Here is a 12,932-nt window from a genome sequence, read left to right on the forward strand (position 1 = left end):
GAGGCTCTGCGTCAGGGCTTGATGGCGGACGGCAGGGCGGGGGATGGCATGCCGTCCTTGACGCTGAAGCTCAACGTGGTCACATAGCTGGCTTCGCCATAGCGCTTGCCTTGCGCTTCGCCGCCTTGCTTGTCGCTGTGATGCACTTCGGCCACGTACAGGCCCTTCCAGGGCAAGGCAAAGTTGACCCGGCCCTGCTCGTCGCTTTGCGCCTCGCGCGACCAGCCCGAGGGGGCGACGATTTGCACCTTGGCCTTGGGCAGGGCCTGACCGTTGAAGCTCACCATGAATTGGCCCGGCTGGCCCGTGGGCACCAAATCCAGGGCCTGGGCATTGACGGCCACGGCCTGTGTCGGCGTTGCTACCCAGCGGGCCGCAGGTACCCACAGCAAAGCTGGCTCATTGCGCTTGCTGCGGTCGATCAAGGGATAGGAGGCGCTGGCAAAAAGGGTTTGGGCCTGGCTTGCCGCGTTGTAGCTGAAACCCGTGGCATTTCGCTGGCCGCTCAGTTGCAGCGTGCCGCTGGCTGTTTGCTGGGCCAGCGTGGGTGTGGCCAGAAATTTGTCCAATGCACCGGGCGAAGTCTCGCGCAGGTTGTCATTGAACTCGCCAAAAAACAACTGGGCCTGGCCGCCATCGTTCTCCAGCCAGACTTGATGAGCATGGGCTGTGCCCAGACTGGCAAGCAGCAGAGTGGCGAGAGCAATGGGATGATAAAAATTGCGCATGAAAATCTCCTTGGATGCTGGATAGGTGAATGAATTGCTCTGCACGAGTGAAGGTCTTCTGCCCGATATCCAGACTCAAGCACCGGTCTGGATTCCAAGAAAAGAGCGCCTGTTGATCTCTTGTATGGCCCTGTGCTCTTTCCTTGCACCTCTTGTTCAATCGATTGGCCACGGCCAGCCATGCAAGGGCCGAGGCGGCTGCTGCATCGCGATGCGCATGCAATGTCCTTGCCCGGTCATGATCGGGATTCCTGTTGCATCAATAGCTGCCTGGGTTCTCAGCCATTGATGCTCAGCGACTCTCTGATTCGTGGCCCCTGCGGGTTCTGGGTGCAGTCCGTCAAGGACCGAGGCGGTCGAAGGTAAAAACCAGTATTCCCAGTGCCAGTGCCATCAAGCCAAACAGAGGCAGGCGCTGCGCTTGCCAGGTCGCCATGCTGGTGGCGGCCAGAGCCGCCAGGCAAAGAGCGGCCGTCCACACGGTGGCCGACATGGCTGCGGTGGTTGCGCCCGGAAAGCCCAGAGCAATGCCCAGTGACAAGGCCAGCAGGATCCAGCCGGCTTGGAACAGGCGCTGGCGGCGCAGTACTGCGGCGGGAGCTTCACTATCGATATCCGGCCAAGCGTCTTCATGATGTCGGTCCATGGCCAGGGCAAGAGCCGTCCAGGCGGCAAAGCACAACAGAAAGTCGAGCAGCATTGCTATGCCTCCTGCGCAGTGTTGTCGCCAGGGATCCCTTGGGAGCCAGGCTGGCGTCCCGGGGCTGTCGCAGCCTTGGCGGGGAGCGCATGTCTGGCTGCAGGCTGGGATTTGCGTTGCAGCAGATGTCGGGTGAGGGCGGCAAGCATCAGCCCCGTGACCGCAAAACTCAGGTCCATGCCGGCCCAGCTCCAGTCCATGGCCGGCAGGCTGATGCCCAGATGCGTTGAAGTGGTCAAGGCATTGACCAAAGGCAATAGCAGGTATGTGGTGGCGGCCATGCCCAGCACCAGTGTCCATCCTTGGCGCGTGGGCCGGATCAGGCCCAGCAGCAAGGCCAGCGCCCAGGTGCCGAAGAAGCAGGACAGTTCGGCATCGGGGCGGCCTGGCATCTCCAATGGCAGCAGCCGGTTGGCCAGCAGATAGGCCGCGATCGCCAGCGGCAGACCGCCCATGAGGCCGATATTGAAACTTGCCACCAGCCGTTCGCCAAAGGGCAGGGGGGCGGCAGGTGTCTTGCGCAGGGCCTGGGCGCGGCGCTTGACCGACCACAGTATCAGGCCCGAGGCAATCATCAGCGACCCCATGACGCCAAAGCCAAACAGCACCCAGCGCATCCCGATGTCGGCGAAACGTCCCAGATGCAGGCCGTAGAGCACGCCATAGGTTTTGATGGCCGGGCTTTGCGGATCGACCTGGGTTTGCAGCTGGCCGGTGCGGCCATCGAAACGCAGCCGCGCTGGTCCGTATTGCAGCCTGTCGCCGTCGTGGCGGGTGATTTCCACCAGCGGGCCCTGGCTGTCGCTGCGCACGGTGATGCTGCCGACACGACCGCCCCGCCACAGCTGACTGGCCTGGCTCAGCATGGGGCCCAGATCCAGCATGGGCAGGGGTTCGGCCTGTGCGTTGCTGCCACGCCTGGCGCTGCGCGCACCGGGAACATCGCCCTGCAACTCGGAGAAATAGCTTTGCGAATCCGTTCCTTTTGCGCCAGGGTAGGCGGCGGCTATGCCGGCCGGCATATACATGGCGTGAAAAATCATCAGACCGCTGAACGTAATCATCAGATAGAACGGCAGCACCAGCACCCCCGAGACGTTGTGTGCGTCCAGCCAGGCGCGCTGTCCGCCCTTGCGCGGGCGAAAGGTGAAGAAGTCCTTGAAGATTCGGCGATGCGTGACCACGCCGGTCAGCAAGGCAATGAACATCATCAGCGTCGCCGCGCCCACCACCCAGCGGCCCTGGATCGTCCAGCGGCCCTTGTGAGCGGTGCGAAGCTCGAAATGGAAGCGGTAGAAAAATTCTCCGCCAGCGGTCTCTCGGGCCTGCAGTGCGGCCCCGGTTTGCGGGTGCAGCAGCAAAGTCTCGAAGCGGCTGTTGGGCTTGTCGCGCCACAGTACATTGACGGCCGGCGTACGTTCATCGGGCAGACGCATGATGAAGTTGCTGACGCCCGGCGCGTGCTCGTGCAGCGCCGCCTGGGCGCGTTGCGCAACGTCGCTGTCGGGTAGTGGCAGGCCATGCAGCTCGGGTCGCATCCACAGATTGAATTCGTTCTTGAAAAAGCTCAGCGTGCCGGTGACGAAAATCGCAAACAGAAGCCAGCCCAGAATCAGTCCCGACCAGGTGTGCAGCCAGGACATGGCCTGGCGAAAACCCTCCTGCTCGGGCTGACGCGTGGTTCTGGCGCTTGTCTTGGTTTGAGGAGCGGTCATGCTTCCACCCCCAACCACAATGGCCCATACAGCGCTGCGCTTAGGGCTAGGGCAGGAAGGAGTACACCGGCCCAGGCAAGCCAAGCCGTGCGTGCATAGAAGGTCCAGGCAATAGCCATGGCGTAGATGACCCAGGACAGCAAGGTGGCGGTCATCACCGCCTCCACGCGGCTCATCAGGGAACTCAGCAGCAGACTCAGGGCAGCAGTACTGAATGCGGCCAGCGCATAGCCTCCAAGGACGGCAGCCAAACTGCGCGAGGCAATCGCAAGGCGGTAGTGAATAAGGGGCGATGTGGCTTTCATACCGCCTCCTGATGTGCCGGCGCTGGGCGGCAAGGATTGCCGCAGACAGGTGCTGCAACGACAAAGCGCGGGTGAATCACCCTTGGCGAGGAAAAGCAGGTATACGGAGAGCTCAGCATGACAGACAACCAAACGATGCAGTCGATTCGCTGGCTGGCTTGCGTCAAGAAATCATGCTGGCGTGCGAAGAAATGTAAAGCCGAGTATAGATGTAATTGAGAATGATTGTTATTTATTTGTGATTCGGCTTACAGAGCCTAAAAAGCGACATCTGAAGTTCTTCCCATCATTGGGCCATTGCCTGCCTGGCGGACGCCTGAAGGCCCTTCCTGGAGCGGTGGGCGACTCATCGCCGGGGCAGACCGGTATTCCCCTGAGCCCTACCTGGTGCGCAAGCTAGTTCTTCTTCTCTTCTGCACACGCTCTATTGCGACCACCACGGATGGCAGCTGAACTGGCTGAAGCGGGGAGTGCATTGTGTGCAGGATGTTTAGGATCTGGCACAGGACATCTTTATGCGTCTTCTCAGGCAGTACTTGCAGGAATTGCAGGAGCCGTGTGCTTTTTTTGCCGCTGTGTTGGCGGGCGGAGTGGGCAGCCGCGATACACAGGCCCTGCATGGGCTCTCTGGCCGTTCTGGTCTCTTTGCTGTTGTGGTTCACCTCGACTCAGGTGAGCGACGATGTCGGCATGTCGGGCCTGCTCTATGGACTGACGGTCTGGATGCTCCTGCCGCAGGTCCTGCTTCACCGGGATCCCGCGGCTGCCGCCGTGCTGCTGCTTGTCATGGGCTGGCTCCATGGAACGTCTGCGACGGTATCGATTACCAACAATTGTCGGCATTGGCCTGCAGACTTCGGAGTTGCAACGCACAATGCCATCCTGTGTTTTTTTACCGTCGTGATCATGTCCGATTCCTCTGCGGCTTTGCCAGCCAGTCTGACACCATCCATGCGCGATGTGCTGCGCCGCATGGAGCGGGCCGCGCGCACTCCCATGCATCAGCTCGGTGCGGAAGCTGCCAAGGCGGCCTATGAAGCTGGCGCCGGCGTGCTTGAGATCCCCAAGCAGGCCTTGCCCCGTGTGGAGGAGCTGCAGATTCCCGCACGCGACGGAGCGAATCTGCCGGCCCGCCTCTATGCTCCTGTGACCCGCGATGAAGCCCCCGCTGCGGGCTTGCCTGCGCTGCTGTATCTGCATGGTGGCGGCTTTACGGTAGGCAGCGTGGCCACGCATGACCAGCTTTGCCGCCAGCTGGCACACCTGGCGGGTTGCATGGTTGTGTCGCTGGACTACCGCCTGGCGCCGCAGTTCCAGTTCCCCGTTGCACATAACGATGCCTGGGATGCGCTGCAGTGGCTGACGACCCATGCGGCGAGCCTGGGGGCGGATGGCAGCCGCATGGCTGTCGGCGGCGACAGCGCCGGCGGTACGCTGGCGGCAGCCTGTGCCATCGAAGCGCGCAACACCGGCCTCAAGCTTGCCTTGCAGCTGCTGATCTATCCCGGAACCACGGCGCACCAGGATACCGACTCCCATCGCCGCTTTGCCCATGGACTGGTTCTTGAAGAAGCTTCCATCACCTGGTTTTTTGCGCAATATATCGCCAGACGCCAGGATCGCGAAGATTGGCGCTTCGCTCCTTTGCTGGCCCCCGATGTCGACGATGTCGCACCCGCCTGGATCGGCCTGGCCGAGTGCGATCCCCTTGTGGACGAGGGCGTGGAATATGCTGACAAGTTGCGCATGGCAGGCGTGCCTGTGGATCTGGAAATCTACAAGGGCGTGACCCATGAGTTCGTCAAGATGGGCCGCGTGATTGCCGAGGCGCGTCAGGCGCACCGGGACATGGCGCAGGCCTTGCGTGGCGCGTTTGGATTGAATTGAAACCAGAGTGAGAACCATGAATCGACAGGACTTTCGCAGCTTTACCCGTATCGAGGTACGCTGGGCCGAAGTGGACGCGCAGAAGATCGTCTTCAATGCCCACTATCTGATGTATGCCGATGTGGCCATCACCAACTACTGGCGCCAGCTGGCCATTCCTTACGAGGCAGGCTTTGCATCGCTGGGCGGCGAGCTGTTTGTGAAAAAGGCCAGCACGGTCTATCACGGCTCGGCCACTTTGGGCGATGTGCTGGATGTCGGCATCCGCTGCGTCAAACAGGGCAATACCTCGCTGCAGTTCGAGGCAGGCATCTTCCGGGGCATGGAGCTGCTCAACACCGTGGAGCTGGTCTATGTGTTTGCCGACGCGGCGACGCAGACCCCCAGGCCCGTTCCCCAGGCCATGCGGGATCTGCTCACGGCCTATGAAGCAGGGCAGGAGGTCGTCACGCTGCGCTCGGGCAGCTGGAACGATTTGGGGCGCGACGCCGAGCGCCTGCGCCTGGCCGTGTTTGTGCGCGAGCAGGGCGTGCCGCGCGAGATCGAGATCGACGAGCTCGACCCTGTGGCGCGTCATGTGGTCTTGTTCAACGGCTTGAACCAGCCCGTGGCCACGGGCCGGCTGGTCAGCGATGTGCCGGGCGTGGGGCGTATCGGCCGCATGGCCGTGGATCGCAGCGTGCGCGGCGGCCGCTGGGGGCGCATGGTGCTCGAAAGCCTGATGGATGCGGCGCGCGATCGCGGTGACAAGGAAATCGTGCTGCACGCGCAGCGCCATGCTGAAGCCTTCTATCTGCGCGCAGGCTTTACGCCGGTAGGCGAGCCTTATGAGGAGGCCGGCATTCCCCACATCACGATGTGCAAAGTGCTTTGAAACCTCTGTTTTGATAGCTTATTACGCTTTATCTGTAGGCGTTCAAGCCCGATTTGATGCTTGATGTGAAGGAGCACCCATGGCAAGAATCATGACCGTCCTCTGTCTGATCGGGGTGGCGGCGGCTGCCTATGTGGCTTATCGCTACGGGGTCTTCTGATTCCGTTCGGGCGAGGTCCGGGACAGAGGTGACCGGGCGGCTGAAGGTGGGGGCCACCCGCTGGCGAGAGCGCTCTGCGGCGGCCTGCTTCGCAGGCCTTGCCGCACGCAGGCTCGAGCCCAGCCCTTTCTCCGCTGCGTGCCGGCGGCATTGCTGCAGCTGATCCTTCAGCGCGGTGATGGCCTTATGAGCGCAGGCTTCGTCCAGATGGCCGCCAGGCGCACCGGCTACGCCAATGGCACCAATGGTTTCATTGCCGATCTTCAGAGGCACGCCGCCCAGCACCATGGCCAGCAGCACGCCAAAGCGGTCCACCACCGAGGCGCGCTGACGTTGTAGCCGTCGGCGCTGCAGGCCGCCACGGTCTGCTGGGCCAGCTGCACGGCGCTGGTGCTGGCAATGCTGCGGGTGGAGGCGGTCGCTGCAGCTGCGCTGCGGGCTCCAGCAAAGTCTGGCCGTTGAGGCGTCGCAGCCCACTGCCATCCGGCAGTACTTTGTCGTCCAGCAAGTGGGAGGAATCAATGCGAACGCAGAGCCAGCCTTCGGGGTCTGCTATCTTTTTGAGGAAAAGATAATGACCCAGGTGCAAGTAAAGTTTAGCGGTGGCTGGGCCCGCACTGCCAGGCCTGCGGCAGTGCGGGCCCGAGACGTTCAGATATCCGCCAGCAGCTCGTAGGGCAGGGGCAGGGGCTGCAGCGCAATGCCCTTACCCGCATCGGCGCTCTGGCCTTCGGCCAGCGCAGCATGGGCAAACAGATCGTCGCGGCTGGAAGAGGCAATCTGCATCGAGACGATGGCATCCCAGCCGCCTTGCACAGCTGCTGCTGCCTGCACCACGGTGCCGGTTGCCTGCTCGAGGTCTTCGGCGCTGAAGACTTCCTGGCCGACGCTCAGAGCCTGCTCGGCATGAACCAGATAGGCGCGGCGCTTGAGCGTGCCGCGGAACTGGCTGCGAGCCACCACTTCCTGGCCGGGGTAGCAGCCCTTCTTGAAGTTGACGCCGCCCAGGGATTCGTAGTTCAGCATCTGGGGCACGAAGGCATCGACCACGGGAGCCGATAGCGTGGCCACGCCGCTCTGGACTTCGGACCATTGCCAGAGGTCTTCGCTCAGCAACTGCCCTTCGGGGGCCTGGCCCGCAGGGCCTACCCACAGCGCACGCTGGTTGCCTGCAGCGGGGTAGAGCGCGATCACATGGGCATCGCCTTGCTGCTTGAGCGCCCAGGCGGCTGCATTCTTGCCGGCAAGCTGCTCGGCGGCCTGGCCGGCCAGGCCGTAGAGGGCGAAGTCAGCCGTCGCATCGCTGAGCTTGCACTGGGCGCGCAGCACAAACATGGACAGGCGCTTGAGCGTGGGGGCCAGCAGGCTGCGGTCACAGATCAGCACGATTTCGTCGGCGCTGCGCCTGAAGCCGATAAAGCTGGCCAGCATGCGGCCCTTGGCCGTACAAAAAGCCGCAAGGCGGGCCTGATCGAACTTGAGCAGCGCGAAATCGTTGCTCAACTGGCCATGGAGAAAGCTGGCTGCGTCGGCGCCAACGGCGCGGATGACACCAAGGTGGGAAATGGGGGTAATGCCGTTCAGGGGCAGCGTCTTGGGCTGGGTCATGGCTGAATTATGATCGTCGCTCTGTGTACTGATGGATCTAGCTTGTGCGTGCCCTTATTCGAGCACTGATATTTTTGCTGCTTCTGGCTGCCCTGGCGGCGGGAGGCGCCTGGTGGTGGCTGAACCAGCCGCTGCAGTTGTCCGAACCCAGTCTGGAGCTGGAGATAGAGCCCGGCACCACGCCACGTGGCGTGGCGCAAAACGTGGTCAAGGCCGGGGTGCAAACCGATGCGCGCCTGCTCTATGCGTGGTTTCGCTTCTCTGGCAAGGACCGCGCCATCAAGGCTGGCAACTACGAACTGAGCACGGGGCTCACGCCCTATGTGCTGCTGCAAAAGTTGGCGCGGGGCGAGGAAAGCCTGCGTGCGCTGACGCTTGTCGAAGGCTGGAACTGGCGCCAGGTGCGTGCGGCGCTGGCGCGTGAGGAATTCCTCAAGCAGGACAGCGCAGGGCTCAGCGACGAGGCCGTGATGACGGCACTGGAGCGCGCGGGCGTGCCGCCTGAAGGCCGCTTCTTCCCCGACACCTATACCTACGCCAAGGGCAGCTCGGACATGGCCGTGCTGCGCCGTGCGCTGCATGCCATGGATCGCCGTCTGGCCGATGCCTGGGCCATGCGGGCGGCCAATACCCCGCTCAAATCCGCCGATGAAGCCCTGATCCTGGCCAGCATCGTGGAAAAGGAAACCGGCCGCGCCGCAGACCGCGCACAGATTGCCGGCGTTTTCTCCAACCGCCTGCGCATAGGCATGCGTCTGCAGACCGATCCTTCGGTCATCTATGGCGTGGGGGCCAGCTTTGACGGCAATCTGCGCAAGCGTGATCTGCTGGAGGACACGCCCTGGAACACCTATACCCGTGCGGGCCTGCCCGTCACGCCGATCGCCATGCCCGGCAAGGCTGCGCTGATGGCGGCCGTGCAGCCCGATCAGACCAAGGCTCTGTACTTCGTGGCCAAGGGCGATGGCACCAGCCATTTCAGCGCCTCGCTGGACGAGCACAATAGGGCCGTCAACCGCTACCAACGCGGTCAATAAGCAATCCTTGAGGGCGGCAGGCCGTGGTCTGTGCCCTGTGTCGAATCAAACAACTGGTGCCGCCATGCGCCGCACTAGAGGAAATATCAGTGAGTACAGCTTTACCCAAGGGTCTGTTCATCAGTTTTGAGGGCATCGATGGCGCGGGCAAGTCCTCGCATATCGAGGCACTGGCCCAGGCTTTTCGCGATCAGGGCCGGGTGGTCACGCTCACGCGCGAGCCCGGCGGCACGCCGCTGGCCGAAAAGCTGCGCGCCCTGATGCTGCATGACGCCATGGACCCGCTGACCGAGGCGCTGATTGCCTTCGCGGCCCGGCGCGACCATCTGGTGCAAGTCATAGAGCCGGCGCTGGCGCGTGGCGAGGTGGTCATCAGCGACCGCTTCACCGATGCCACTTTCGCCTACCAGGGCGCGGGCCGCGGCTTCAGCTGGGAGCAGTTGTCGGCTCTGGAGCGCATGGCTCAGACCGGTACCGCGCTGCATGCCGGTCCGGACTCGGACTTCATGCGCGAGCCCGACATGACGCTGTGGTTTGACCTGCCCGCCGAAGTGGCGGCCGAGCGCCTGGCCACGGCCCGTGTTCCCGACCGCTTCGAAGCCCAGCCCGGCGAGTTCTTTGCTCGCGTGGCCCAAGGCTATGCGGAGCGAGCCCGGACTGCGCCTCAGCGCTTTGTGCGTATCGATGCCCATGCCAGCCGCCACGCCGTGTGGCAGCAGATCACCCAGGCCGTGGTGCGCAAGGGCTGGCTGGCCATCATGGTGGGCAGCAAGCCATGAGTGCCGTCGACGTCGAAGCGCCCTGGATTGCCGCGCAGCGTGGCCGCTTGCTGGCCCAGCGTGGCCATGCCTGGCTGCTGCAAGGGCCTTCGGGTCTGGGTCAGTACGCCCTGGGACTGTCGCTGGTGCGCGCCTGGCTTTGCGAGCAGCCGTCTGCGCAAGGCGCTTGCGGCCACTGCGCCAGCTGCCATGCCATTGAGGTGCGTGCCCATGCCGATCTGTGCGTGCTCATGCCCGAGGTGCAGATGATGGAGCTGGGCTGGCCGCTGCCGGAAAAAGCCCAGGCCGACATCGACGACAAAAAGCGCAAGCCCAGCAAGGAAATCCGCGTGGAAGCCATGCGCGATGCCGTGGAGTTCTGCCAGCGCACCAGCGCGCGCGGACGCGGCAAGGCCGTGCTGGTCTACCCGGCCGAGCAAATGAATGCGATTACCGCCAACGCCCTGCTCAAGACGCTGGAGGAGCCGCCCGGAGACACCCGCTTCGTGCTGGCCAGCGAGGCTGCGCACCAGTTGCTGCCCACCATTCGCAGCCGCTGCCTGACGCACACCATGACCTGGCCTGCGGCGGCCGAGGCCGCGCAGTGGCTGCAGGCGCAAGGTCTTAACGAGTCGGATGCCGCTGCGGCCTTGCAGGCTGCCGGCGGCCGACCCGGCGATGCGCTGCGCATGGCGGCGGACGCGGGCAAGGCCGTCGCCTGGGCGCAATTGCCAAGGCAGCTGGCCAAGGGAGATGTGGCTGCGCTGGCGGCTTTTGCTCCCGTGGATGCCGTGCAGGCGCTGCAGAAAATCTGCCACGACCTGATGGCTCTGGCCGGCGGCGGCGAGCCCCGGTATTTCTCGCCAGCCGATCTGCCGGGCAAGCCGCTGCCCATGGCGCTGCTGGCCGAATGGTCGCGCGAGCTGGTGCAGGCGGCGCGCACGGCCGATCACCCCTTCAATGCCGGGTTGATGATGGAGGCCCTGGCCTCCAGGGCTCGGGCGGTGCTGATCTCGGGCAAAGCCGCCAGAGCCGTGCGCTAGGTCATGAGGCAAGGGTTTGGTCAAAATTTTTCTGGGTGTTAACCTCGTGAGTACAGCCGCCCGGCTGCCACAAGAATTCTGCTATCCACTATGAACGCAACTACCACCCCTCGTCCCAGCGTGATGCAGCTGGCGATCAAGGAGAAGGCGGCGCTGTATGCCGCCTATATTCCGTTGTTCGCCGAAGGGGGGATTTTTGTGCCCACGCAGCGTGACTACCGATTGGGCGATGATGTCTATGTGCTGCTGACCCTGCCCGACGATCCGCAGCGCTACCCGGTCGCGGGTCGTGTGGCCTGGGTGACGCCCGAGCGTGCTTCCGGCAATCGCACCCAGGGCGTGGGCATCCAGTTTCCCAAGGATGCCAAGTCCGCCGAGCTCAAGGCCAAGATCGAGCAGATTCTGGGCACGGCCCTGAGCTCCGAGAAGCCGACCCAGACAATCTGATTTTTAACACTGGCGCGCTCCCACATCAGAGACGCCGAGCAAGAGCCGTCTCGCAGCGATGGCGTCGTCCCCTGGGGAAGCGGCGCAGCCGCTCAGGAACGGTCCAATTTCTATGTTTACCGATTCCCACTGTCACCTGAATTTCCCCGAGCTGAGCGCCAATATCGCGCAGATCCGCGAAGCCATGGCTGCTGCCAAGGTCACGCGCGCGCTGTGCATCAGCACGACGATGGAAGAGTTTCCCGAAGTGCACCAGCTGGCGCTGGACTACGACAATTTCTGGGCCACCGTGGGCGTGCACCCCGACACCGAGGACATGACCGAGCCCAGCGTGCAGGACCTGGTGGAGCGCGCTGCGCTGCCGCGCGTGGTGGCGATCGGCGAGACCGGGCTCGATTACTACGGCATGGAAGACCGCAAGGGCGGTCGCACGATTGCCGATCTGGAATGGCAGCGCGAGCGTTTCCGCACGCATATCAAGGCGGCGCAGATCACGCAAAAGCCGCTGGTCATCCATACCCGCAGCAGCTCTGACGACACCCTGGGCATTTTGCGCGAGTGCGGCGAGGCGGATTCCGCCACCCAGGCCGGCGGGGTGTTTCACTGTTTCACCGAAACCGCCGAAGTGGCCCGTGCCGGGCTGGACATGGGTTACTACATCTCCCTGTCGGGCATCGTGACCTTCAAGAATGCCCAGCATCTGCGCGACGTGGCGGCCTTCGTTCCGCTGGACAGGTTGTTGATAGAAACCGACAGTCCTTATCTGGCGCCCGTGCCCTACCGCGGCAAGACCAATAATCCTTCATATGTGCCCTTTGTGGCCAAGCAGATTGCCGAGGTGCGCGGCATTTCCATCGAGGAGGTGGCCGCCGCCACCAGTGCCAACTTTGACCGCCTGTTCAAGGGCGTGACCTTGTCAGCGAACTCTGGAGCCAGTGCATGAGTCTTTTTGCTGCCCCATCGATTGCATCATCATTGAGCCGCCGCCAGAGCCTGCGCTGGGCCGGTGCTGCTGTCGTCGGGGTGGCTGGCCTGCCAGGACTGGCACGAGCCAATGACTACGAGGACTATTCGCGGGCGCTGGTCAGCGACAACTCCAGTGCCATGGTGAATCTGATCTTTCGCGGCTTCAACGCCAACACCCTGGATTCGCGCGGGCGGCCGGGGCTGGTGGCGGCCCTGCATCAGGACTCGCTCAAAGTCTTCGATGTGCTGCTCAAGGCGCCGCGCATCGATGTCAATCTGGCCTCGCGCCAGAATGAGACGCCGCTGATGATGGCCTGCATCAAGGGCCATCTCGACATTGTGCGCGAGCTGATCAAGCGCGGTGCCGACGTCAATCGCGAGGGCTGGACGCCGCTGCATTACGCGGCCTCTGCCGATACGCCGCAGACGCTGGACATCATCAAGCTGCTGCTGGAGGAAAGCGCCTATATCGATGCCGCTTCACCGAACGGCAGCACGCCGCTGATGCTGGCCGCCCAGTACAGCAGCGAAGCCGTGGTCAGGCTGCTGCTGCAGGAGGGGGCGGACATCACGCTGCGCAACCAGCGCAATATGACGGCAGCGGATTTCGCCAGGCTGGTGGACCGGCAGTACATGGTCGATCTGCTGGGCAAGGCGCTGCAGCATGAGCGCCGTACCCAGCCCTCGCGCGGGAGCTGGTAGTG

General features: G+C 63.4%; 13 protein-coding genes and 1 pseudogene. 8 read left to right on the top strand and 6 right to left on the bottom strand.

Going from position 1 to position 12,932, the window contains the following annotated elements:
- Positions 1-11 precede the first annotated feature (11 nt).
- The 4 genes from CSE6_RS10115 to CSE6_RS10130 form a co-directional block, all read right to left on the bottom strand.
- A complete protein-coding gene (locus CSE6_RS10115) occupies positions 12-728 on the bottom strand; it encodes a DUF4198 domain-containing protein (RefSeq protein ID WP_059440529.1) in 717 nt (238 codons plus the stop codon).
- Positions 729-1,068: 340 nt separating this feature from the next.
- On the bottom strand, positions 1,069-1,428 hold the full coding sequence (locus tag CSE6_RS10120) for a DUF3325 domain-containing protein (RefSeq protein ID WP_034356680.1): 360 nt from the start codon (positions 1,426-1,428) through the stop codon (positions 1,069-1,071).
- Positions 1,429-1,430: 2 nt separating this feature from the next.
- Complete coding sequence (locus CSE6_RS10125; protein WP_059440455.1) at positions 1,431-3,143, bottom strand: PepSY domain-containing protein; 1,713 nt, start codon at positions 3,141-3,143, stop codon at positions 1,431-1,433.
- A complete protein-coding gene (locus CSE6_RS10130) occupies positions 3,140-3,448 on the bottom strand; it encodes a DUF3649 domain-containing protein (RefSeq protein WP_034356687.1) in 309 nt (102 codons plus the stop codon). Before CSE6_RS10130 ends, CSE6_RS10125 begins: the two co-directional genes overlap by 4 nt.
- 906 nt (positions 3,449-4,354) lie before the next feature.
- On the opposite strand from CSE6_RS10130, the gene CSE6_RS10135 reads away from it, so the two are divergent.
- Entirely contained in the window at positions 4,355-5,335 is a 981-nt protein-coding gene (locus tag CSE6_RS10135) for an alpha/beta hydrolase (RefSeq protein ID WP_059440530.1), read from the top strand.
- 16 nt (positions 5,336-5,351) lie between these two features.
- Entirely contained in the window at positions 5,352-6,209 is an 858-nt protein-coding gene (locus CSE6_RS10140) for a GNAT family N-acetyltransferase (protein WP_059440457.1), read from the top strand.
- Between the two features lie 313 nt (positions 6,210-6,522).
- Here the strand turns inward: CSE6_RS10140 and CSE6_RS10145 are convergent.
- Positions 6,523-6,809 (bottom strand): annotated as a pseudogene (locus CSE6_RS10145) (heme-binding protein); the annotation flags it as partial.
- A 211-nt stretch (positions 6,810-7,020) separates the two neighbouring features.
- Positions 7,021-7,977 (bottom strand): folate-binding protein YgfZ, encoded by a 957-nt coding sequence (locus CSE6_RS10155; RefSeq protein ID WP_034356692.1) that lies wholly within the window; start codon positions 7,975-7,977, stop codon positions 7,021-7,023.
- 44 nt (positions 7,978-8,021) lie between these two features.
- On the opposite strand from CSE6_RS10155, the gene mltG reads away from it, so the two are divergent.
- From mltG to CSE6_RS10185, 6 genes are all read left to right on the top strand, one after another.
- A complete protein-coding gene (mltG, locus tag CSE6_RS10160; RefSeq protein ID WP_034356694.1) occupies positions 8,022-9,014 on the top strand; it encodes an endolytic transglycosylase MltG in 993 nt (330 codons plus the stop codon).
- 89 nt (positions 9,015-9,103) lie between these two features.
- Entirely contained in the window at positions 9,104-9,793 is a 690-nt protein-coding gene (gene tmk / locus CSE6_RS10165; protein WP_034381236.1) for a dTMP kinase, read from the top strand.
- Positions 9,790-10,815 carry a DNA polymerase III subunit delta' gene (gene holB / locus CSE6_RS10170; protein WP_059440458.1) on the top strand — a complete coding sequence of 342 codons (1,026 nt, stop codon included), beginning with the start codon at positions 9,790-9,792 and terminating at the stop codon, positions 10,813-10,815. The genes tmk and holB overlap by 4 nt, the downstream gene beginning before the upstream one ends.
- Positions 10,816-10,938: 123 nt before the next feature.
- A complete protein-coding gene (locus tag CSE6_RS10175; RefSeq protein WP_012837773.1) occupies positions 10,939-11,262 on the top strand; it encodes a PilZ domain-containing protein in 324 nt (107 codons plus the stop codon).
- 112 nt (positions 11,263-11,374) lie between these two features.
- Positions 11,375-12,205 carry a TatD family hydrolase gene (locus tag CSE6_RS10180; RefSeq protein ID WP_034356703.1) on the top strand — a complete coding sequence of 277 codons (831 nt, stop codon included), beginning with the start codon at positions 11,375-11,377 and terminating at the stop codon, positions 12,203-12,205.
- The gene (locus CSE6_RS10185; RefSeq protein WP_034356706.1) at positions 12,202-12,930 is read left to right on the top strand and encodes an ankyrin repeat domain-containing protein; all 729 of its coding nucleotides are present in this window, start codon (positions 12,202-12,204) and stop codon (positions 12,928-12,930) included. Before CSE6_RS10180 ends, CSE6_RS10185 begins: the two co-directional genes overlap by 4 nt.
- Positions 12,931-12,932: the final 2 nt, after the last annotated feature.

Origin of the sequence: Comamonas sp. E6, assembly GCF_001010305.1 — a bacterium.
Lineage (GTDB): Bacteria > Pseudomonadota > Gammaproteobacteria > Burkholderiales > Burkholderiaceae_C > Comamonas > Comamonas thiooxydans.